This is a genomic window from Actinoplanes oblitus, from assembly GCF_030252345.1.
Classification (GTDB): Bacteria; Actinomycetota; Actinomycetes; order Mycobacteriales; family Micromonosporaceae; genus Actinoplanes; species Actinoplanes oblitus.
Genome location: NZ_CP126980.1, coordinates 3,885,786 through 3,906,715 on the forward strand (window position 1 = coordinate 3,885,786; position 20,930 = coordinate 3,906,715).

The following is a 20,930-nucleotide window of genomic DNA, read 5'->3' on the forward strand; positions in this document are numbered from 1 at the left end:
GTGGAACTCGTCAGTCGAGGCAGAACTCGTTGCCCTCGACGTCCTGCATGGTGATGCAGGACTCCTCCTCGCCGTCGGCGTACTGGGTGTAGAGGTGGACCGCGCCGAGGGCGGTCAGCCGGTCGCGCTCGGCCTCCAGGGCGGCCAGCCGCTCGGCGCCGACCAGTCCGGTGCCGGCCCGGACGTCGAGGTGCAACCGGTTCTTGACGACCTTGCCCTCGGGGACCCGCTGGAAGAACAGTCGCGGGCCCACCCCGGTGGGGTCGGTGCACCAGAACCAGCGATCGCGCTTCTCCGCCGGCTGCGCGTTGTTGTACTCGTCCCAGCTTGCGAAGCCCTCCGGCGGTGCCGGTGGCTCGTATCCCAGCACCTCGCACCAGAAGCGGGCGACCCGCTCCGGCTCGGCGCAGTCGAAGGTGATCTGGACCTGCTTGATCGACGCCATCCGACCACGATAGAACGATCACCGTGGCGCCCGCCCCGGGCCACCCCCACCGCGCGGACCCGGTAGCCTCCGGCTGTGGGCGACCTCGATCACTACTCGGGACATCGGCGTGACCGCGAGCCGCCGGCGGCGATCGGCGCGCGCCTCCGCGCGGCCGGGCTGCCCTCGTGACCGGGCCCCTGCTGGAGCGGGTGCGGCGGGCCGGGCTGCACGACGTCGTCTCGGTGGCCCCGGCGGCCGGTGGGCTCGCGGCGCTCGCGGGCATCGCCACCCGCCGGGACGCGCCGCCGGTGTTCGTCAAGGCGTTCGCCGACGCGCCGGCGGAGGACGTCTTCGCCGCCGAGGCCGAGGGGCTGGCCGCGCTGCGCGAGCTCGGTGACGTGACGACACCCGACGTGCTCCTGGCCACGCCGGACCTGCTCGTGCTGTCGATGCTGGAGCCGCGGCCCGGCGACGAGGCGTTCTGGGAACGGTTCGCGCACGTGCTCGCCCACCTGCACCGGAGCACCGTCCACCACCGGTTCGGCTGGCACCGCGACAACTGGCTGGGCCGACGGCGGCAGATCAACACCTGGGCGGACGACGGTTTCGCGTTCTTCGCCGAGCGCCGTCTGCTGCGCTGGCTGGGCGAACCCCGGGTGGACGCGGCCCTCGACGCGGGTGACCGGGCGGCGCTGGAGAGGCTGTGTGACCGGCTGCCGGAGTTGCTGCCGGAGCGGCCGCCCTGCCTGACCCACGGTGACCTGTGGACGCAGAACGTGCTGTCCACCCCGGACGGGCGGCCGGCGCTGATCGACCCGGCGGTGTCGTACCTGTGGGCCGAGGTCGACCTGGCTCACGTGTGGACCACCGCGCCACCGCCGGAGGCACGGCGGTTCTTCGCGGTCTACGCGGAGCTGACCTCTCTGGACGACGGGTGGCCGGTCCGGATGCCGATCCTCCAGCTGCGGCAGCATCTCGCGGTGCTGGCCCAGTTCGACGACGACTGGGGGGCCGCCGGCCTGATCCGGGACACGCTCGCCCCGTTCCGCCCGCTGCGGTGACCGGGCCGCCGGGTCGCCCTCACTCCGGACCGGCCGGGCGCCGGTCGGGACGAAGCGCCGGCAGCATCAGCAGGGCGGTGAGCACGCTCAGCGCGGTCAGCGCCCACCACAGCATCGCCGGGGCGCGGCTGAGCAGGGAGGTCACCAGCAGCGGCGACAGGGCGGTGGCGCCACCGACGAAGAGCTGGTTGAACGCCAGGTACGCGCCCTTCTCCCGGTCCGGCGGCAGACCGGTGAGCATGACCAGCGCGGCCTGGGAGACGGCGAGCTCACCCAGGGTGTACGCGGCCACGCCGGCGACCAGCACCACCACCCGCAGACCCGGTGGCGTGCCGCCGGCCGCGAGCAGCGCGGCGTAGAGCCCGGCGTAGGCCAGCCCGCCCAGGGCCAGTACCACCGCCGGACGCAACCGGTCGAGCACCCGGCTGAGCGGCAGCTGCAGCACGGCGAGCAGCGCGGTGTTCGTGGCGAACAGCACACCGACCGTCCACGCCGGCAGGGCGAGCGTGTCGAGGACGAACACCGGCATGCCGGTCTCCACGGCCAGCGCCGCGGTCAGCAGCAGCGCGTTGGCGAGCGCCACCCGCATGAACGCCCGGTGCCGCCACGGTCCGGCCGGGCGGCTGCGGGCCGGTCCGGCCGGGGCCCGGTCGCGGGCGGGTACCCGCCGGGTCGCGAAGTAGAGGGCGGCGGTGAGCGCCAGCGCGCTCGCGTAGATCAACCCGAGGACGGCGAAGCCCTGTGCGGTGTCGACGATGAAGACGCTGGCGATCAGGGCGCCCAGCCCGATGCCCGCGTTGAAGACCACCCGGGACAGGGCCAGCCACTGGCTGGTCTGCTCCTCCGGGGCCAGCCGGTACGCCAGCAGTGGTGCCGCGGCGTTGTCCGCCCGGGTGGCCAGCGCCAGCAGGAAGCTGAAGACGGCCAGCGGCACCAGGCCCGGGATCGCCACGAACCCGAGGAAGCACAGCGCCCGTACCACCCCGGCGGCGGCGAGCACCGGCTGCGGCCCGACCCTGTCGACCAGCCGGCCCACCAGGTGCAGCGCCGGCAGGACGGCCAGGGCCGTGACGGTCAGCACGGCCCCGACGGCGCGCAACGGCACCCCGGACAGCGAGGTGTAGAAGAGCAGGCTGAAGGGATAGAAGAAGCCCATCCCGAGGGCGTTGACGAAACCCGCCGTCCCGAACAGCACCACGCCGGGACCGCGGGGCAGCACCCGGGCGGGCGGGGCGCTGCGCACCGATCGGCTGCTCATAGGAACAGCAGGTGGCCGCGCTGCTCGGTGGCGGTGCAGCCGCGGGACCGCTTGGTGTCCACGCTGCCCAGCCCGTAGTGGACGGTCCGGACACCGGACATGGCGGCCTCCTCGATGAGCCGGTAGTAGAGCAGTTCGAAGTAGAGCGGGGCGCCACTGCGCTGCTGGTAGGCGTAGTCGTAGCCGGTCTGCCGGGCGTACCAGCTGTCGCCGTGGCGCAGGATCAGCGCGAAGCCGCGCACCTCGCCCTCGGCGCGGGCCACCATCGCGAAGGCGTCGTCGCCGAAGCAGTCGCGCACCTGGTGCAGCAGTGGCAGCAGCTGGCCGGGGCGGAGATCGATCTCGTACTTGGCCAGCAGCTGCGATTCGAGCTCGGCGAACCGGTCCAGGTCGGCCGCGTCGAGCGACTCCGCGGCCACCGTCACGCCGGCCTGGACGATGCGCCGGCGTTCCGCCCCGATCGACACCCGCCGCTTGCGGGGCAGCGCGGCGAGGTAGCCGGGATAGCCGTCCGGTGGCACCCGCAGCGAGCTGTAGTGCCCGGAGGTGAACGCGCGGTAGCCGCGCTCGGCCAGCAGCCGGACCAGCGACTCCTCCCGCTCGTCCAGATAGAGGAAGCAGACGGTGGCGGCACCGCTGTCGCGGGCGAGCGCCTCCGCGGCGGCGACCAGCGACGTGACGTCGGCGGCGGTGGCCTCCGGCCCGGTCAGGAGCCGGGTGCCGCCGACCTGCCGGCCACCGGCCAGCAGGGTGGGCATCAGGCGCCCGGTCGGGTCGTCGCCCAGGCCGGCCAGCAGCTCGGCCGCGCCGGGAAGGCCGGCCGTGACGCTGTTGCGCAGCACCACGTCGGGTCGTCCCAGGGCCCACGGAACCGTGTCGCCGGCCAGCGCGGTGGCCAGCCCGGCCACCGGACGGCCGTCACGCTCCGTCCACAGATAGGTCATCGGGACCCCGGCCGTGGCCTCCACCACGTCCAGCCATCGGCAGGTGAGGAAGATGTCCGACGGCCCGGCCAGCGCGTCCCAGCCCGCGCGGGGCAGGTCGGCGGCCCGGCTCGTCGCACGCACGTCCGCCGGCGTCGTCCCCGCCGTTGTTGTCAGCACCGGCCCAACCTCCCCGTGAGATGCCGTCGACCACCGATCCTAGACATTCCGGTGAACGGGAAGGTGCCCGGGAGGTAGCCAAATGCTAATGCCGCAGGTCAATTGGCTTCTACTCGTCAGTAACTTATGAGTTGGCCCGAAAACGGCGGGAAAGTGTTGACGCGCAAACATGCTTCTGGATACGTTCGATCTCGTTGAGCAGTCACGCCCTGAGTGGGTCGTGCCAGAAGTCGGCCCACGGGGGGGCCACTGAGTTAATCGGTCACCGATTTTCTGGCTGCACCGTCGCAGCCGGTTTCCGTTTTCTTTCAAGAATGGATCCGTCATGACTGCTGCCGCTCTGCCGGTGGTCCGTACCGCCACCGACGTCATCGCCTCGGAACTGACCACCGAGACCCTCATTCAGCTGGCCGAACGTGAGATCGGCGCGATCCACGTGCGCGGCTACTACCCGGTCGACGTCGCCGAGAAGGTTGCCGAGAAAGCAATCAACCATCCCGCGCTCGGCAATTATCACAAGCAGCACACCAGCAGTGTCGGTCGCGTTTACATGCCGCACATCGACACCAAATGGGACCCGGAACTGAGCAAGAAATACCATGACGCGGCCCTTCCCGCCATCGCTGACGTCCGGAATATGTTCCACCCGTATCTGTCGCCGGTCGACCGCGTCCGGCTTGAGCTGCAGGAATTGTGGCCGGCCGGGGCCAACCTGCTGCGCCTGCGCAAGCGTGCCTGTTTCGTCGGCGCATTCCGCGTCTTCCAGCCGACCACCTCGGAGTTCTACCCGCACAACGACGCGATCGACCAGGAGACCGACGCCCCGGAGATCGAGGGCGTGCTCAACCAGCTCGTCGCCAACATCTACCTGCGGGTCCCCGAGGAGGGCGGCAACCTGCAGCTGTGGCTGCGCGAGCCGACCGCCGCGGAGAAGGAGGTCATCCTGGACGTGGAGGGTCTCGACCCGGCGACCGTGGAACCGCCGGTTCACGTGATCCACCCGGCGGCCGGCGACCTGATCATCTTCAGCCCCCGGATGCTGCACGCCGTCACTCCGGGTAGCGACTACCGGGTCGGCGCGGCCGCCTTCATCGCGTCCAAGGGACGGGACGAGCCGCTCGTCTACTGGAGCTGATCTCCACCGACCGGCGGCCGGTGACGGCCGCCGGCCGGCTCCGGCCGATCTCGACCCTCCCCAAAGGATTACGGCACATGCTCCCCGCGCTGGTTCGTGCGCACGCACAGTCCCATCCGGATCGCATCGCCGTCGTCGCTGGCGCACAGCGCATGTCCTACGGCGAGCTGGACCGTCTCGTGTCCCAGCTGCGCTCGCGCCTGTCCGGCGACGGCATCGGTCCCGGCCATCTCGTCGGTATCCATCTCGATCGGACCGCGGCGACGGTAGTGGCCATGCTGGCCGTGCTCGGCTGCGGCGCCACGTACACGATCGTCGAACCCACCGACCCTCCGGCGGAGGGCGCGGGCCGGCTGGCCCGGGCCCACCCCGACCTCGTCATCGCCGGCCCGGATCACGAGCCGGTTCTGACCCGGCACGGCCTGCGCACCCTGGGCCCGGACGCCGCCGGGCCGCCGGCACCGCCGGCCGAGATCGCCGGCGACGACGTCGCGTACCTGCTCTACACCTCCGGCTCGACCGGGGTGCCCAAGGGCGTGATGGTGTCCCACGACAACATCCGGCACTACACCGAGGCGTTGCGCGACCGGCTCGGCATCGGCGAACCGCTGCGGTACGCCCACGTCACCACGCTCGCCGCCGACCTCGGCAACACCTGCCTCTTCCTGGCGCTGTGGACCGGCGGCACGCTGCACCTGGTCGGCGACGAGGACCGCCGCGACCCGCGCGGGCTGCACGACTACCTGCGCCGCGAGCGGATCGACGTGCTCAAGACGACACCGTCGCACTGGGACGCGGTGTTCCGGGCGATCGGGCCGGACGCGCCGGCCGAGCCGCTGCTGCGATTCCTGATCCTCGGCGGCGAGCCGCTCGGCCTCTCGCTCGCCCGCCGGGTGCTCACCTCGGGGATCACCCGCACGCTGGTCAACCACTACGGCCCGACCGAGGCGACCGTCGGGGTCGCGGTCCACCTGCTCGACGACCCGGCCGAGGTGGACGCCGTCGCCCACCTGGGCTCGGTGCCGATCGGCACCCCGCTCGGCGCCACCCGGCTGGTCGTCCGCGACGCCGGCGGCGAGCTGCACGAGCGGGACGCCACCGGCGAGCTGTATGTGGCCGGCCCGGCCGTCGCCCTCGGCTACCGCGACGAGGACGCGGCCACCGCCGCCGCGTTCCCCGCCGCGCTCGGGACGTACGGCCGCGCCTACCGGACCGGTGACCGGGTCCGCGCCGACGCCGAGGGCGTGCTGGAGTTCCTGGGCCGCGACGACCGGCAGGTCAAGATCCGGGGATACCGGGTGGAACTCGGGCATGTCGAGGCCGCGTTGCGCCGCCTGCCCACGGTTTCCGCCGCGGTCGCGGTGCACCGGAAGGGACAGCGCCCGGCCCTGGTCGCCGCGGTGGTCGCGGAGGACGCCGCCGGGCTCCGGGAACAGCTGCGGGAGAACCTGCCGCACTACCTGGTACCGGATCGGATCGAGGCCTTCGGTGCCTTCCCGCGTACCGGCAACGGCAAGACCGATCACCGCGCGCTGCGGGACCTCCTCGAGGAACGGCTCACCGCGCCGGTCACCTCGGGACCGGCCACCTCCGATCCGATCCTGGCCGACGTCACCGCCGCCTGGCGCGGCGCGCTCGGGCACGAGGCGTTCGGCCCGGACGACGACTTCGCCGCCGCCGGTGGCACCTCGATCGACGCCATCGCGGTGATCGCGCAACTCCAGGTCCAGGGCTATCCGGTCAGCACGGCGGCGTTCCTGGCCGCGCCGACCGTGACCGGTCTGGCGGCGGTGCTGCGCGACGGCGGCGCCGACGACGGTCGCGGCGACCCGGACGGGCCGGCCGACGACGGCCTTGCCCTCTCCCCGGCGCAGTCCTGGTTCTTCCGGCAGGACTTCCAGCAGCCCGACCACTGGAACCAGGCACTGCTGCTGCGGGTGGACGCCGGCGTACGCGAGGCGGAGCTCGAGGCCGCGCTGCACGACGTCGCCGACATGCACCCGATGTTGCGTACGGCGTTCGTCCCGCAACCGGGCGGCGCCGGGATCCGCCGGCACGTCACCGCCGCCCGGGACCTGCTCACCACCTCGGCGCTGCCCCCGGGTGAGCGGGCCGCCGCCCAGCACATCCGCCAGGTGGCGGCCGACCGGCAGGCCGGCTTCAGCGTCACCGGCGGGCGCCTGTTCGCGGCCCACCTGTTCCGGGGCACCGACGAGGCGCACCTGCTGCTCGCCGCCCACCACCTCGCCGTCGACGCGGTCTCCTGGCGGATCGTGGTCAACGACCTCAGCCGCTGCTACGACGAGCGCCGGGACGGCCGGCAACCGGGCCGGCCGTACCGGCCCACCGAGTTCGGCGCGTGGGCGGCCCGGCTGCGCCACCACGCCGGCGCGCTGCGCGACGACCTGCCCCGGTTCCCGTCGTCACCCGCCGTGGCGGGCGGGGACAACCCGGAGAAGCACGCCCAGGCGGTGTGGTTCGGGCTGTCCCGGGAGGAGACCCGGGCGCTGACCCGGGCGACCGGTGCCGTGCCGAACGCGGTGCTGCTCGGCGCGTTCGCCCAGGCGCTCGGTGACCGGGAGCTGGTGGCCGACGTGGAGAGTCACGGCCGGGCGACCTTCGACGAGTCGGTCGACGTGTCCCGGGTGGTGGGCTGGTTCACCTCCACCTATCCGGTGCGGCTGCCGGTCGCCGCGGACGTCGCGGCGACCGTGGCGGCCACCTCGGCGGCGCTGGACGACGTACCCCATCTCGGTGTCGCCTACGGCCTGCACGAGCAGCCCCGCCGGGCGGAGATCTGCTACAACTACCTCGGCGCGTTCGCCCTGCCCCGGACCGGTGGGTTGCGGGCGGAGGTCTCGGCGTACTCGGTGGGCCCGGTGCGCGGTCCGGAGAACGATCGGGTCTACCCGCTCAAACTGACCGGGCGCCTGCACGACGGGCAGCTGATCGCCGACCTGTCGTTCACCGCCGGACGGCACGACCCCGAGCAGATGCGCGCGCTCTGCCGGGCCACCCGGGCGCACCTGCTGAGCCTGGCCGGGCTGCCGGCCGGGCGGGCGCAGCTGGTGACCGAGCACGGGTCCAGCACCGGGCTGCTGCTGCAGGTGCCACCGGAGCTGCGGGACCTGACGCCGGTGGCCGAGCCCACCACCCGGGAGTACGCCTCCGTCGTGCTGACCGGGGCCACCGGCTTCATCGGCGTGCACCTGCTGCACCTGCTGCTGACCCGGACCCGCGCGCGGGTGCACTGCCTGGTCCGCGCGCACGCCGGTGGCTCGGCGGCGGACCGGCTGCGCCAGACGTACGCGTGGTATCTGCCGGGGGAGAACCTGGACCGGTACGCGGACCGGCTCGTCGTGCACACCACCGACCTGGCCGGTCCGGACCTGGGCCTGTCCCAGCGGGCGTACCGGACGCTCGCCGGGGAGGCGGAGGCGATCTACCACCTGGCCGCCGACACCCGGCTCTACGGCGACCGCGAGTCGTTCGCCCGGCAGAACACGTCGGTGGTCCGTGCCCTGGCCGGACTCGCCGCCACCGGCCGCCCCAAGCACCTGCACCACGTCTCCACCCTCGCGGTCTGCGGGACCGGGCCGGACGGCCCGCCGGTGGTCTTCTCCGAGGACAGCCTGGACGTGGGCCAGCGGTTCCTCAACGAGTACGAGCGCAGCAAGTTCGAAGCCGAACGCGTCGTCCACGAGTTCGCCGCGGCTGGCGGCGCCGGCTTCATCTACCGCTCCGGCAACGTCAGCGGGCACTCCCGGACCGGCCGGTTCCAGCGCAACGCCGGATCGAGCCGCCTGGTGCAGTTGCTGCGCGGCTGTGCCCACCTCGGCCGGGTGCCGGCGCTCGACGGGGAGGCCCTCACGCTCAGCCCGGTGGACGTGGTCGCCGAGGGCATCCTGGCGCTGTCCCGCAGCGCGGCGATCGAGGGCGGCACGTTCCACGTGGAGAGTCAGCACACGGTCACCTACCGGGAGCTGTTCGACGCGCTCCGGTCGGCCGGGTGCGTGCTGGCGGAGGACCCGGCGCCGAGCTTCGCGGCGCTGTTCCGCCGCCACGTCGCCGACGGCGACGAGCAGGCCGCCCTGGCCTACTTCTGGGCCGGTCGCCCGGAGCGCAACGTCCGGTACGAGCACCACCGGACACTGCGCACCCTGTCCCGGCTGGGCGTGACGTTTCCCGCGCCGACCCGCGAGTGGCTGACCGGATACATGGCAGGACTGATCGACGAAGGTGAGATTCCGGTGGTACGGCAGGCGGGAGTGGGACGTGACTGAGCAGCGGGTGGCGGTCGTCACCGGAGCATCGTCGGGTATCGGGCGGGCGATCGCCGTACGCTTCGCCCGGCAGGGCATCCGGGTGGTGGCGGCCGGGCGCAACGCCGACGAGCTGGCCAAGCTCGCCGGCGAGCTGCCGGAGCTGGTACGCCCGGTGTGCGGCGACGTGACCGACCCGGGTCACCCGGAGCGGCTGCTGGCCGCCGCCGAGAAGTGGGAGCCGGCCAGCATCCTGGTGGTGTCGGCGGGCCACGGGCTGCCCGGCACGGTGCTCGGCTCCGACCCGGACGGCTGGCGCGACCTGGTCGAGGTCAACTATCTGGCGGTACTGCGCCAGCTGCGGGTCGGCGGCGAGTACTTCACCGGCCAGGCCGAGCGCGACAACGGCCGCCGGGTGCGCGACATCGTGGTCATCGGCTCCACCGCCGGGCGCCAGGTCTCCGCCGCGAACCCGGTCTACGGCTCGACCAAGTTCGCGGTGCACTCGCTGGTGGAGGCGCTGCGCCAGGAAGTGTGCGCGCACAACATCCGGGTCACCCTGATCGAGCCCGGCTTCGTCCGCTCCGGTTTCCAGGAGACGGCCGGCTACGACATGGCCTGGTTCGACAAGGTCACCGAGGACAACGGCCCGCTGCTCACCCCGGACGACGTCGCCGAGACGGTCGGCTTCGTCGTCGACCGACCCGCCCACGTCCACCTCGACGACATCCGCCTGCGCCCGACCCGGCAACGTGTATGACTACGGGGCGATCCCCGTAGTCACCGTCGAGGAGGAACTTCTGATGGACGCCGTAGTCGAGAACCTGTTCTCGCTGAAAGGCCGCCGTGCCGTGGTCACCGGGGGCAGCTCCGGGATCGGCCGATCCATCGCGGACGCGCTGTGCCGGGTCGGCGCCGACGTGGTGATCGTCGCCCGCCGCGAGGAGCAGTTGCGCGAGGTGACCGAGGAGCTGCGGGCCATCGGCGGTGCGGCCGGCTGGATCGCCGGCGACCTCGGTGACCGGGCCGGCGTGCACCGCGTCGCCGACGAGATCGTGGCGCGGCACGGCTTCCCGGACATCCTGGTCAACTCGGCCGGCATCAACCTGCGGCCACCGCTGGGTGAGCTGTCCGAGCAGGACTGGGACCGCACCATGCGGGTCAACCTGGACGCCTCGTTCCTGCTGGGCCAGCGGTTCGGCCCGGCGATGGCCGAGGCCGGCTGGGGCCGCATCATCAACCTCGCCTCCCAGCAGTCGATCCGCGCCTTCGGCAACAGCGGGGCGTACGGCGTCTCCAAGGCCGCCGTCGCCGCGCTCACCCGGTCGCAGGCCGAGGCGTGGTCGCCGCGCGGCGTCTGCGCCAACGCGATCGCGCCGGGTTTCGTGCACACCCCGCTGACCGAGCCGGTCTTCCAGGACCCGGCCCGCGCCGAGGCGATGGCCCGGCGCACGATGATCGGCCGCAACGGCACGATGGCCGACTTCACCGGCGTCGCGATCTTCCTGGCCGGCGACGCGTCGGCGTACCTGACCGGGCAGACCATCTTCGTCGACGGCGGCTTCTCCGCGACCTGATCCACCCGACATCCCCACTGGAGGTCCGTTGTTCGTCGTCCTGGTCGACGCCTACACCTCGGGCAAGTACCTGCTGCCCGAGTTCACCGCGCTGGGTGCCGGCGTGGTGCACGTGCAGAGCACCGCCGAGTTCATGGCCTCGATGCCGGCACCGGACCTGAGTGGCTACGCGGCCCGGATCGTCCACCGGGACCTGGCCGGTACGGCCGCGTCGCTGCGGCCGTACGCCCCGGTCCGGGTGCTCGCCGGCCAGGAACCCGGCGTGCTGCTGGCCGACGCGCTCGCCCGGGAGCTGGGCCTGCCGATGAACGATCCGGACCGGTCCGAGGCTCGGCGCGACAAGTACCTGATGATCGACGCGGTGCGGTCCGCCGGGCTGCACTGCGCCGACCAGTTCACCAGCGGTGACCCGGCCGAACTGGCCGCCTGGCGGCCACCCGGCGGCTACCCCGTGGTGGTCAAGCCGCGGCGGTCGGCGGCCGGCGACAGCGTGTTCATCTGCGACACCGCGGACCAGGTGCGCGCCGCCGCGGCGGCGGTGCTCGGCTCCGCGACCATCTACGGCGAGGCCAATCCGCAGGCCCTGGTCCAGTCGTATCTGCGGGGCACCGAGTACGTCGTCGACATGGTCTCGCACGACGGGCACCGCTACGTCTGCGGCGTGTGGGAGTACCGGAAACGACTGCTGCCCTCGGGCCGCAACATCTACGACCGGGAACGCCTGCTCGCCCCGGACGAGGCGCCGGCCGCGGAGCTGATGGCCTACGTGGACCGGGCGCTGGACGCCCTCGGCATCCGGTTCGGCCCGACCCACGCCGAGGTCATCCTCACCCCGGACGGCCCGGCACTGGTCGAGGTCGGCTGCCGGCTCGCCGGGAACATGCATCCCGGTTTCCACGACCACTGTGCCGGCGGCAACCAGGCCACCCTGGCGGCCCTCGAGGTGGTGCGGCCGCGGGACTTCCTCGACCGCTACGCCGGCCGGCACTACGACAAGCGCGCCGAGGCGATCTGCTGCACCACCTCGACCACGCTCGACGGTGTCGTGGCGGAGGTCGACGAGGCGGTGGCCGCGGAGATCGCCGCGCTGGAGAGCGTCCACCGGTTCGACCTCAAGCTCGGGCCGGGCAGCCGGATCCGGCCCACTGTCGACCTCTACTCCAGCACCATGCGGATCTTCATGAGCGCCGCCGAGATGGCTGTCATCGACCGCGACTACCGCCGGATCGAGCAGCTCAAGGACCGGGTGTACCGGCTGCGGGAGGAGGTGGGCGCCCGATGAGCGTGGTCGCCATCACCGTCGTGGCCACCTCGGCCATCCGCCCCGCCGACCTGGCCCGGGCCTGCGACACCTGCCGGTGCGAGCCGGTCTTCCTCACCTCCGCCGGGCTCATGGACCCGGCCGAGCGCGACGAGTACCTGGCCTTCGGACCGGTGCTGGAGTACGACCCGGCCGATCCCGGCGAGGTGGTGCCCCGGCTGCGGGAACATCGCCCGGAGACCATCCTGACCTTCAGCGAGGCGGCCATCCCGGCCACCGCCGAGCTGGCCGAACGGCTCGGCCTGCCCTATCACGACCGGGAGACGGTCACCGTCCTCACCGACAAGTGGGCGCAGCGGCGCCGGCTGGCCGAGCGCGGCGTGGACGCGGTGTGGTCCGCCGTGGTGACCGACAGCGACCAGGCGCGGCGCGTGCTGGCCGCCCGGCCGGGCCCGGTCGTGGTGAAGCCGCGGCGCAGCCAGAGCAGCCGGGACACCTTTCTGGTCGAGACGGGTGAGCTGCCGCCCGGTGTGCGGCCCAGCCCGGACAGCCCGTTCGTGATCGAGGAGTTCCTGCCCGGCCGCGGCGGCACCGAGTTCGGTGACTACGTCTCGGTGGAGTCCCTGGTGTCCGGCGGCGAGCCGGTCACGATGGGGGTGACCGGCAAGTTCCCGCTGCTCCCGCCGTTCCGGGAACAGGGCCAGTTCGTCCCGGCGAACCTCGGGGAGAAGGAGGTCGCGGCGGCCGCCGACCTGGCCTCCGCCGCGGTCCGGGCGCTCGGCGTGCGGAGCGGCCTGACCCACACCGAGATCAAGCTGACCCCGGACGGTCCGCGCGTCATCGAGGTCAACGGGCGCATCGGTGGTTTCCTCGGTGACCTGTACCAGCGGGCCACCGGCCAGGACCTGCTGGCCCTCGGCCTGGCGGCGGCCTGCGGCCGGCCGGTCACGGCCGAGACCCCGCGGGTCACCGGCGGCGTCCACTTCCAGTACTCCAACCAGCCGCCGGTTTCCGGCGGCGTGCTGCGCGAGATCACCGGCGCCGATCTGGTCCGCCGGGAGAGCGGCGTCGCCGGATACACGGTCCGGTTCGGTCCGGGCACCGAGCGGCCCCCCGGCGTGATGACGTTCTTCGTCGACCTGCTGCGCGGCGAGGCCGCCGACCACCAGGCGATGCTCGCGCTCATCGACCGCTGCCTGAGCCACCTGCGGTTCACCTGGGAGCGTCCCGGCGGCACGGTCACCGATTGGCGGGCCGGCCGCGACGGCCTGTACCGCACACCTGAGAAGGGACAGCGATGAAGGGTTCGGTCAGCGTCAACCACCCGAGGATCCGGGCCGCCACGAACTGGATCTTCCTGCGCGCCGCCGGGGGAGCGAAGCGGCCGCGCATCATGGCCCCGCAGCAGTACTTCCCCGAGGTCCGGGCCCTGGAGGAGAAGTTCCCCGCCCTGCAGGCCGAGGTGGAGAGCCTGCTCGCCCGCCGCGAGATCCCCCGGTACGGCGCCTTCGACCCGGTCCGGGCCGCGCAGGTGTCGGAGGACTGGAAGCTGTTCTACGCGCTGATGTTCGGTCAGCCCAACGAACTGGCCCGCGCCGAATGCCCCACGCTGCTGGAGTTCGCCGAGTCCACCCCGACGGTGGTCAACGCCTTCATCTCGATCCTGGAACCCGGCGTGCCGCTGCCGCCGCACCGTGATCCCTACGCCGGCGTGCTGCGTTACCACCTCGCCATCCGGGTGCCGACCGACAAGCCGCCGCGCATCCGCCTCGAGGACGAGTACTACCAGTGGAAGGAGGGGGAGGGTGTGGTGCTCGACGTCAACCACGAGCACGAGGTGATCAACGAGAGCGGCCAGGCCCGGGTCATCGTCATCATCGACTTCCACCGCCCGCTCGGCCCGTTCGCCGGCCTGCTCAACCGCTTCATGCTGCGCCGCAAGCGCAAGTGGGCCCCGCAGTTCGTCGAGGCCTCCCGCTACGACGTCATGCACACCGTCTGAGATCACAACCGGTTTCCGGTACGCGTGGAGCACGGTGCCCCGCCCACGGGCGAGGCGCCGTGCCCGGCCCGGCGAGCCCGGCCGGGCGCCGCCGCGACGGTCAGCTCTGCACCAGCCGGATCAGCAGCAGGACGGCGAAGGCGAGCAGCGCCACGCCGGTGACCGCCTCGATGCCGCGGACCGCGGCCGGGCGAAGGGCCCGTCGCAATCCCGCGATGAGGCCGGCACAGACCAGGCACCACAGCAGCGAGGCACCCATGAAGCCGCCCAGGAACGCGGCGAGCTGCCGCAGCTCCGGCTCCTGACCCAGGGTGCCGGCGACGGCGCCGGCCGAACCGGCCCAGTAGACGATGTTCCACGGGTTGCCCAGCGACATGCCGGCGCCGGTCAGCATGGCGGACGACCGCCCGGCGTTCCCCGGCCCGGCCGGCCGGGTGTCCGGGACGGCCAGCGCGTTGCGGATGCCGGCCGCGCCGAGCCAGGCCAGGATCAGGCAGCCCACCACGGTCAACGGTGTCCGGACCGCGGGCAGCAGGAACAACGCGGCCACCCCGCTGAGGCCCAGAATCGCCCAGACCGCGTCGCCGACCAGGGAACCGATCTGGACGGCGAGGGCGGGGCGGAAGCCGCCGCGGACGCCACGGCGCAGCGACTCGGCGAAGACCGGCCCGGGGACGAGGTTGAACACCAGGCCGATCCCGAGTGCGGCCAGCAGGATCTGCGTCATCCGCCCAGCGTGCCGGTTCCCGCCGTACGGGTCTTGTCAGATGTTGACGCGCGGCGGAACTGCCCGGGCGTCATGCCGTACGCCGCCTGGAAATGCTTGTGGAAGTGCGCCTGGTCGGCGAAGCCGACGGCCGCGGCCGCCTCCGCGATCGGCATGCCCTCGCGCAGCAACCGCTGGCCGCGCGCGATCCGGGCCTGCAGATGCCAGGCGTAGGGCGAGCAGCCGACCGCGCGGCTGAACGACCTGATCAGCTGCTCCCGGCTGAGCCCGACGGTGGCGGCCACCTCGCTCAGGCAGATCGCCGTGGACAGGTCGTCGCGCAGCCGGTCGATCACCTGGGTGATCCGGGCGTCGCCGGGCGGCGGCCCGGCCGGGCGGGGTGCCTCGGCGCCGTGCCCGAGCACGTCGGTGACGATGGCGTCCAGGCCGGTCGGCGCGTCGAGATCGACGGTGAGGATCCGGCGCCGCAACTCAGGCAGGTCCAGCAGCGGCCGGCTGAACTCGACCGGGCTGCCACCGGTCAGCGCCAGCATGTCCGGGACCGGGACGTAGATGCTCACGCACGCCCAGGGGCGGTCGCCGCTGGTCTCCACCGTGCAGGACTGCACCTGACCGGGGTTGTAGACGGTGACCTCGTCGACGCCGACCTCGAACGAGTCGCGGTCGAGCTTGACCCTCTCCCAGCCGTGGAGGTTGGCGCTGATCACGAATTCCTCGTGGCTGTGCCGGGGGAACCCGCCCGGCTCGGGCGTCACCACCGCTATCCGCACCGGCCCCACTGTAGATCAGCGGCGGGACGGTCACCTCGATGGTCAGCACGCGAAGCCCACCGCGGACCGGTTGAGCGGGAGGACGGGGTGTTCGGGCATGGGGATCTCTGTTCTCCGCAATCGGGGGACCGGCGACGCTGCGCCCGGCGCCGGTGCCGGGTCATTCGCGGCGTGCTCACGCCCGGAGCGGGCCGGGGAATCCGGAGACGGCGTCGCCGAACACGCGGGTAAACGCATCCCCCGGATTCACATAAGGGCTCTTGAATGGCAGCGGGACCGGAGTTTCGGGCACGGTCGATCGCTACGGCCGGAAGCGTAATCGGATGATCACTTCGTCGGCAAGGCCGGTCGCTCCACGCTGTGGGCGTCCGTTGAAGCCCAGCTCAGAATGGGTTTCCGCGGGCGTGAGGCGCTCGCATAGATCTAGTGACATGCGTCACCGAGTGGGGACTGTTATCCACAGGAAATCCCAAGATTCCACCTGTTGGACACTCCCGAACGTGAATGGTTCGGCGCGTTCCCGCTGGCTGCGGCCCCATTCCGGGCGTGCCGACCGGCGGAACGCACCGGCGGCCGGGGAGCGGGGTTGACGGAATCCGCCGAGAGCCCGCAGGATTCGGGTCGCCGGAGGAGAAATTGTGCCTGCCACAGCGGACCCCCTCGGCATTCTCATACGTGAGGTCCTGCCTGGGCGGCGTTGCCCGCGGCCATTCACGTGACGTTCTAACGCAGGCCATTACCTCTTTCCCCGGAGGGTGGCCTGCCGTCTGTCCTGATCCCGATACGGAGGGAATCACTCGTGTCACTGGAGTCGGCCGTCGTCGAGCACCTGCGACAGAACGTCGATCAGGAGCAGCTCTGGCTGTCCCGCAAGAGCTTCTACGAGAGCGGCTTCGCCCTCGTTTCCTACCTGCTGCCGGACGAGATAAAACAGCAGATCGCCGCCGAGGTCCGCGACCTGCTCGACGAGCGCAGCATCCGTCGTGACCTGCACCTGGCGGAGACCAGCAACAGCCCGCGGTACATGCGTAACGTGACCGCCGCGGACATCCGGGCGCACGGTGGCGTCACGGTCGGGCTGTACGAGTCGGAGGCCTTCCGCGGCGCCCTCGGCAGCGTGGCCGGCGAGGCGGTGCTGGAGTGCCCGTACGAGCCCGAGCACTACGTCATCACCCACCTGGAGCGCAGCGGCGACACCCACGGCTGGCACTGGGACGATTACAGCTTCGGCGTGATCCTGGTCGTCGACTGCCCCGAGGTGGCCGGCGGCGGATTCGTCCAGACGGTGCCCAACACCTCCTGGGACAAGAGCAATCCCCAGGTCTTCAAACAGCTGGTGAACAACCCGATCAATTCCTACGAATTGCGGCCGGGCGATATCTACCTGCTCCGCACGGATACCACTCTGCACCGGGTCCACCCGCTGGAGCCGGGCGCGAAGCGCACCATCATCAACATGGCTTATGCGGCCGAGCGCGACTTCCAGAAAGAGATCTCCCACGAAACCATGGAAGACCTCTTCGCGGTCTGAAAACCGGTGCCCGCGTCCCGTTCGGCGGGACGCGGGCCGTTATCCGTGCATTGAGACAGGAGCGCCGGCAGTGCAGAAAAGCAACGGGACGGTAGTCATCGTCGACCCGTATTCGACCGGATCATATTTGGAGGCCGAATTCGCGGCGCGCGGCTGGTCCAGCGTCGCGGTCCTGAGTTCGCCGGCCGCCCCGAGTGTCTACGGCCCGCTGAAACACGCGGACCGGTATCGGGAGATCATCACCTTCGAAAGCGTCGACCAGGTGCTCGCCGCGCTCGCCCCGCACCGTCCGGACGCCATCATCCCGGGTACCGAGATCGGCGTCTCCCTGGCCGACGAACTCGCCGACCGCGCCGGGCTGGCCGGGAACGGCACCGCCCTGAGCCGCAGCCGCCGGGACAAGTTCGCGATGGTGGAGGCACTGCGGCGCAACGGGGTCCCGGCACCGGAGAGCATCGTCACCACCGACGCCGACGAGGTGGTGCGCTGGGCCACCGACCGGGACCTGTGGCCGATCGTCGTCAAGCCGGTCGACAGCGCGGGCTCCGACGGGGTCACCTTCTGCGACACCCCGGCCGAGGCCCGTGCCGCCTTCGCGCGCCTGCACGACCGTCCGCATCAGCTCGGCGGGCACAACGACGTCGTGCTCGCCCAGGAACTGCTGCGCGGGCAGCAGTTCTTCGTCAACACGGTGAGCGTCGACGGCCACCACTACGTCGCCGAGATCTGGAAGGACGTCCGGCGCCCGGTGCCCGGAGCCAGTCTCGCCTACGACCTCGAGGAGCTGATGGAGCCGGTCGGCGAGGTGCAGCGGGTGCTGACCGCGTACGTCTTCCGGGTCCTCGACGCGCTCGGCATCGCGTGGGGCCCGGCCCACTCGGAGATCATGCTCACCGACCGCGGGCCGGTGCTCATCGAGACCGCCTCCCGGATGCAGGGCACCATCCTGCCGGACAGCGTCCGCGCCGCCACCGGGCAGAACCACGTGACCCTGACCGTCGACTGCTACACCGACCCGGACCGGCTGCGCGCCCGGGCCGGCACGGCGTATCCGCTGCACCGGCACGTCCGGGTGGTCTCGCTGATCGCGCCGCACGACGGGCACCTGGCCGCCGGCGCCGCCGCCGAACTGGCGAACCTGCCCTCCACGCACGCCATCCTCGGCAGCATCGCGGCCGGCACCCCGGTGAAGCGGACCGTCGACCTGTTCACCTCGCCGGCGTCGCTGTACCTGATCGCCGACGAGGTGGCGGAGCTGACCCGCGACTACGCGCGGATCCGCGAACTCGAGAGGAGCGGGCTCTACGCCGACAGCTCGTACCACGGCAGCGGCGACGACCTCCGGTGACGCAGGTCGCGCAGCGCCCCGGGAACACCTACCTGGCGCCGCTGGCGATCAGCCAGCTGTTCACCGGCACGGCGTCCTGGTCGCTGCTGATCGGGATCCTCGGTTACGCCACCTACCAGCTGCGGGCCGAACCGTTGCAGGCCGGGCTGCTGGGGCTCGCCTGGGGACTGCCGGCCGTCTTCCTGGGTCCGCTCGCCGGCCGGCTCATCGACGGCCGCGGCCCCAAGCCGGTGGCGCTGGTGTCCGGGGCGTTCAGCATCGCGATCTCGCTGTGCCTGGCCCTGGCCCCCGGCTGGGAGCTGCTCCTGGCGCTGGTCCTGCTCGCCGGGGTGGGCCGGGCGTTCATGCAGCCGGCGATCGACGCCATGCCGACCTGGCTGGCCCGGCAGCCGGACGAGCGGGTCGCCAGCCTGTGGCTGGGCTTCGCGACGAACGTGCCCGTCGTGCTCGGACCGGTGGTCGCGGCCGGCACGCTCAGCGCCGGCGGGATGACGGCGATGTTCCTGGTGAACGCGAGCCTGCACGTGCTGTCGCTGCTGATCGTCGGCCCGCTGCCGGCGCGGACCCGGCCGGCCGGCGACGACGGTCCCGCCGGGGCGGCCGGGACCTGGTGGCTGCCGCGGTCACCGCGGACCCGGGCGATCCTGGTCATCTCGCTGCTGGTCTGGCTCTCCTACGGCTGCTACAGCGTGCTGGAGATCCTCTACGTCCGTGACGTGCTGGACTCGCCGGTGGAGACGTTCACCGTGCTCCAGATGATCTTCGGGACCGGGCTGCTGGTGACCAACCTGGTGCTGCTCCGGTTCCCGGACGCCCTGACCTCGTACCGGATCCTGCTCGCCTCGGTGGTCTTCATCGGCCTCGCGGAGATCGTCTACGTCGGCTCGTCGTCGGTCGTGGTATCGGCGATCGGCTCGCTGTGCTGGGGGCTCGGTGCGGCGGTCTTCGGACCCGCCTGCCGGGCCAGCCTGCTGGTGTCGGTGCCGCCCGACCAGCACGGCGCGATCATGGCGCTCTGGCGGTCCGTGCAGTCGGCCGGCAGCGTCGTCCCGCCGCTCCTGGTCGGGGTGGCCGGGCAGGCGCTCGGCACCCAGCTCACCATGATCGTCACCTCGGTGGTGGTGGTCCTCGCCGGCTCGGTCCCGGCTCTCTCCCGGGGAAGGCGTCCATGATCGACGAGATTCTCGACCGGTCCCGCCGCGCGGTACGACAGGGGCCGCCGGTCGGTGACGACGGCTATCGGCGGTACTGCCTGGCGTTCGCCGACGAGATCAAACAGGCCTGGCCGGCCGTGCTGGCGGCCAACGCCCAGGACGTCGCGGCCGCCGCCGGGCGCGGTCTCGCCGCGTCGCTGCTGGACCTGATCCGGCTGCGGCCCGGCGATCTGCCCTCGGTGATCGACTGCGCCGAGGCCGTGGCGGCGGAGGCGGCCGGCCTCGGCTCCACCACGGCCGAGGCGGGCGCCTGGGGGATCCGCCGCCGGTACCCGCGCCCGCTCGGCGTCATCCTGATGGTGCACGAGGCCCGGCCGCTGCTCACCGCCGAGGCCGCGCTGCTGCCGGTCGCCGCCGGCAACGCCGTCCTGGTGCACGGCGGTCCGGAGATCACCGGCACCGCCCGGGTGCTGGGCGAGGTGGCGCGCACCGCCCTCGCCGCGGCCGGGCTGCCCGCCGGCCTGGTCACCATGCTCGAGCCGGCCGACCGCGCCACCCTGCGGCACCTGCTGACCCGGGCGGACGCCGTGGACGCGGTACTGCCCCGGGAGAGCCGGGCGCTGATCGACTACTGCCGGTCCACCGCCCGGCCACCGGTGATCGCCAGCGGTCGCGGCTTCAACCACCTGTACGTGCACGGCAGCGCCGATCCGGTCCTGGCCGCCGCCATCGTGCTGGACAGCAAGGCGCCCAACCCGTCGATGTGCAACTCGCTGCAGGTGGTCCTGGCCGACCGGGCGATCGCGGCGGACCTGCTCGACGGCGTGCTGGCCACCGCCGACGCGAACCGGATGCCGATCACGGTGCGCGCCGATCCGGCTCTGGGCCGGCGCTCCGGCAGCGGCGGCTGGTGGCGGGTCGAGGAACTGACCGCATCCGACTTCGGCAGGGAGTTCCTGACCGCCACCGTCGGCTTCCAGCCGGTCGACGGGCTGGAGCAGGCGATCGAGCACATTCATCGGTACGGCTCGGCGCACACCGACGGGGTGGTCACCGGCGACGACACGGTCGCCCGCCGGTTCGTCGAGGCCGTCGACTCGGCGGCGGTCGTCGTCAACGGATCGCTGCGGATGCACGACGCGCCGACGCTGGGCTGGGGGCGCGAACTCACCCTCAGCTCCGGGCGCACGCACGTGCGCGGGCCGGTGACGATCGGCGCCCTGCTGACCCACAGCTGGGTCATCGAGGCAGGCGGGGGCCTGCGTGACGTACACCCGGCGGGGTCGTCCGCCGCCGCCGTGAGGAAGGAATAGC

General features: G+C 72.3%; 17 protein-coding genes. 12 read left to right on the plus strand and 5 right to left on the minus strand.

Going from position 1 to position 20,930, the window contains the following annotated elements; genetic code table 11:
- Nucleotides 1–10: 10 nt before the first annotated feature.
- Nucleotides 11–445, minus strand: a complete 435-nt coding sequence (locus tag Actob_RS17445; protein ID WP_284921263.1) for a VOC family protein — start codon at nucleotides 443–445, stop codon at nucleotides 11–13.
- A gap of 167 nt (nucleotides 446–612) precedes the next feature.
- Between Actob_RS17445 and Actob_RS17450 the strand changes: the two genes are divergently transcribed.
- Nucleotides 613–1,488, plus strand: a complete 876-nt coding sequence (locus Actob_RS17450; protein WP_284921264.1) for a fructosamine kinase family protein — start codon at nucleotides 613–615, stop codon at nucleotides 1,486–1,488.
- A 19-nt stretch (nucleotides 1,489–1,507) separates the two neighbouring features.
- On the opposite strand, the gene Actob_RS17455 is transcribed toward Actob_RS17450, so the two are convergent.
- Both Actob_RS17455 and Actob_RS17460 read right to left on the minus strand, forming a co-directional pair.
- Nucleotides 1,508–2,746, minus strand: a complete 1,239-nt coding sequence (locus Actob_RS17455) for an MFS transporter (RefSeq protein WP_284921265.1) — start codon at nucleotides 2,744–2,746, stop codon at nucleotides 1,508–1,510.
- Nucleotides 2,743–3,849, minus strand: a complete 1,107-nt coding sequence (locus tag Actob_RS17460) for a GNAT family N-acetyltransferase (RefSeq protein ID WP_284921266.1) — start codon at nucleotides 3,847–3,849, stop codon at nucleotides 2,743–2,745. The genes Actob_RS17455 and Actob_RS17460 overlap by 4 nt, the downstream gene beginning before the upstream one ends.
- Before the next feature lie 325 nt (nucleotides 3,850–4,174).
- Between Actob_RS17460 and Actob_RS17465 the strand changes: the two genes are divergently transcribed.
- The 7 genes from Actob_RS17465 (at nucleotide 4,175) to Actob_RS17495 (ending at nucleotide 14,086) form a co-directional block, all read left to right on the plus strand.
- Nucleotides 4,175–4,984, plus strand: a complete 810-nt coding sequence (locus Actob_RS17465) for a 2OG-Fe(II)-dependent halogenase WelO5 family protein (protein ID WP_284921267.1) — start codon at nucleotides 4,175–4,177, stop codon at nucleotides 4,982–4,984.
- 77 nt (nucleotides 4,985–5,061) lie between these two features.
- Entirely contained in the window at nucleotides 5,062–9,267 is a 4,206-nt protein-coding gene (locus Actob_RS17470; RefSeq protein ID WP_284921268.1) for an amino acid adenylation domain-containing protein, read from the plus strand.
- A complete protein-coding gene (locus Actob_RS17475; RefSeq protein WP_284921269.1) occupies nucleotides 9,260–10,006 on the plus strand; it encodes an SDR family oxidoreductase in 747 nt (248 codons plus the stop codon). The genes Actob_RS17470 and Actob_RS17475 overlap by 8 nt, the downstream gene beginning before the upstream one ends.
- Before the next feature lie 43 nt (nucleotides 10,007–10,049).
- Nucleotides 10,050–10,823 carry an SDR family NAD(P)-dependent oxidoreductase gene (locus Actob_RS17480; protein WP_284921270.1) on the plus strand — a complete coding sequence of 258 codons (774 nt, stop codon included), beginning with the start codon at nucleotides 10,050–10,052 and terminating at the stop codon, nucleotides 10,821–10,823.
- 28 nt (nucleotides 10,824–10,851) lie between these two features.
- The gene (locus tag Actob_RS17485) at nucleotides 10,852–12,105 is read left to right on the plus strand and encodes an ATP-grasp domain-containing protein (protein ID WP_284921271.1); all 1,254 of its coding nucleotides are present in this window, start codon (nucleotides 10,852–10,854) and stop codon (nucleotides 12,103–12,105) included.
- Nucleotides 12,102–13,385: an ATP-grasp domain-containing protein gene (locus Actob_RS17490; protein ID WP_284921272.1), complete on the plus strand. Its 1,284-nt coding sequence runs from the start codon at nucleotides 12,102–12,104 to the stop codon at nucleotides 13,383–13,385. Before Actob_RS17485 ends, Actob_RS17490 begins: the two co-directional genes overlap by 4 nt.
- Nucleotides 13,382–14,086, plus strand: a complete 705-nt coding sequence (locus Actob_RS17495; protein ID WP_284921273.1) for an aspartyl/asparaginyl beta-hydroxylase domain-containing protein — start codon at nucleotides 13,382–13,384, stop codon at nucleotides 14,084–14,086. The genes Actob_RS17490 and Actob_RS17495 overlap by 4 nt, the downstream gene beginning before the upstream one ends.
- 100 nt (nucleotides 14,087–14,186) lie before the next feature.
- Here Actob_RS17495 and Actob_RS17500 read toward each other — a convergent pair whose 3' ends face one another.
- Together Actob_RS17500 and Actob_RS17505 are read right to left on the minus strand one after the other, a co-directional pair.
- Nucleotides 14,187–14,813 (minus strand): LysE family transporter, encoded by a 627-nt coding sequence (locus Actob_RS17500; protein ID WP_284921274.1) that lies wholly within the window; start codon nucleotides 14,811–14,813, stop codon nucleotides 14,187–14,189.
- Complete coding sequence (locus Actob_RS17505; RefSeq protein ID WP_284921275.1) at nucleotides 14,810–15,583, minus strand: helix-turn-helix domain-containing protein; 774 nt, start codon at nucleotides 15,581–15,583, stop codon at nucleotides 14,810–14,812. The genes Actob_RS17500 and Actob_RS17505 overlap by 4 nt, the downstream gene beginning before the upstream one ends.
- A gap of 799 nt (nucleotides 15,584–16,382) precedes the next feature.
- Between Actob_RS17505 and Actob_RS17510 the strand changes: the two genes are divergently transcribed.
- From Actob_RS17510 to Actob_RS17525, 4 genes are all read left to right on the plus strand, one after another.
- Nucleotides 16,383–17,114, plus strand: coding sequence for a HalD/BesD family halogenase (locus tag Actob_RS17510; protein WP_284921276.1), 732 nt, complete (start codon nucleotides 16,383–16,385; stop codon nucleotides 17,112–17,114).
- Nucleotides 17,115–17,184: 70 nt separating this feature from the next.
- Nucleotides 17,185–18,462 carry an ATP-grasp domain-containing protein gene (locus tag Actob_RS17515; RefSeq protein ID WP_284921277.1) on the plus strand — a complete coding sequence of 426 codons (1,278 nt, stop codon included), beginning with the start codon at nucleotides 17,185–17,187 and terminating at the stop codon, nucleotides 18,460–18,462.
- Nucleotides 18,459–19,634, plus strand: coding sequence for an MFS transporter (locus Actob_RS17520; RefSeq protein WP_284921278.1), 1,176 nt, complete (start codon nucleotides 18,459–18,461; stop codon nucleotides 19,632–19,634). The genes Actob_RS17515 and Actob_RS17520 overlap by 4 nt, the downstream gene beginning before the upstream one ends.
- Complete coding sequence (locus Actob_RS17525; protein WP_284921279.1) at nucleotides 19,631–20,929, plus strand: glutamate-5-semialdehyde dehydrogenase; 1,299 nt, start codon at nucleotides 19,631–19,633, stop codon at nucleotides 20,927–20,929. The genes Actob_RS17520 and Actob_RS17525 overlap by 4 nt, the downstream gene beginning before the upstream one ends.
- Nucleotide 20,930 lies beyond the last annotated feature (1 nt).

Coding starts and splice junctions, on each gene's coding strand:
- Actob_RS17445 (WP_284921263.1), bottom strand. CDS start 445: ATGGCGTCGATCAAGCAGGTCCAGATCACCTTCGACTGCGCCGAGCCG.
- Actob_RS17455 (WP_284921265.1), bottom strand. CDS start 2,746: ATGAGCAGCCGATCGGTGCGCAGCGCCCCGCCCGCCCGGGTGCTGCCC.
- Actob_RS17465 (WP_284921267.1), top strand. CDS start 4,175: ATGACTGCTGCCGCTCTGCCGGTGGTCCGTACCGCCACCGACGTCATC.
- Actob_RS17470 (WP_284921268.1), top strand. CDS start 5,062: ATGCTCCCCGCGCTGGTTCGTGCGCACGCACAGTCCCATCCGGATCGC.
- Actob_RS17480 (WP_284921270.1), top strand. CDS start 10,050: ATGGACGCCGTAGTCGAGAACCTGTTCTCGCTGAAAGGCCGCCGTGCC.
- Actob_RS17490 (WP_284921272.1), top strand. CDS start 12,102: ATGAGCGTGGTCGCCATCACCGTCGTGGCCACCTCGGCCATCCGCCCC.
- Actob_RS17495 (WP_284921273.1), top strand. CDS start 13,382: ATGAAGGGTTCGGTCAGCGTCAACCACCCGAGGATCCGGGCCGCCACG.
- Actob_RS17500 (WP_284921274.1), bottom strand. CDS start 14,813: ATGACGCAGATCCTGCTGGCCGCACTCGGGATCGGCCTGGTGTTCAAC.
- Actob_RS17525 (WP_284921279.1), top strand. CDS start 19,631: ATGATCGACGAGATTCTCGACCGGTCCCGCCGCGCGGTACGACAGGGG.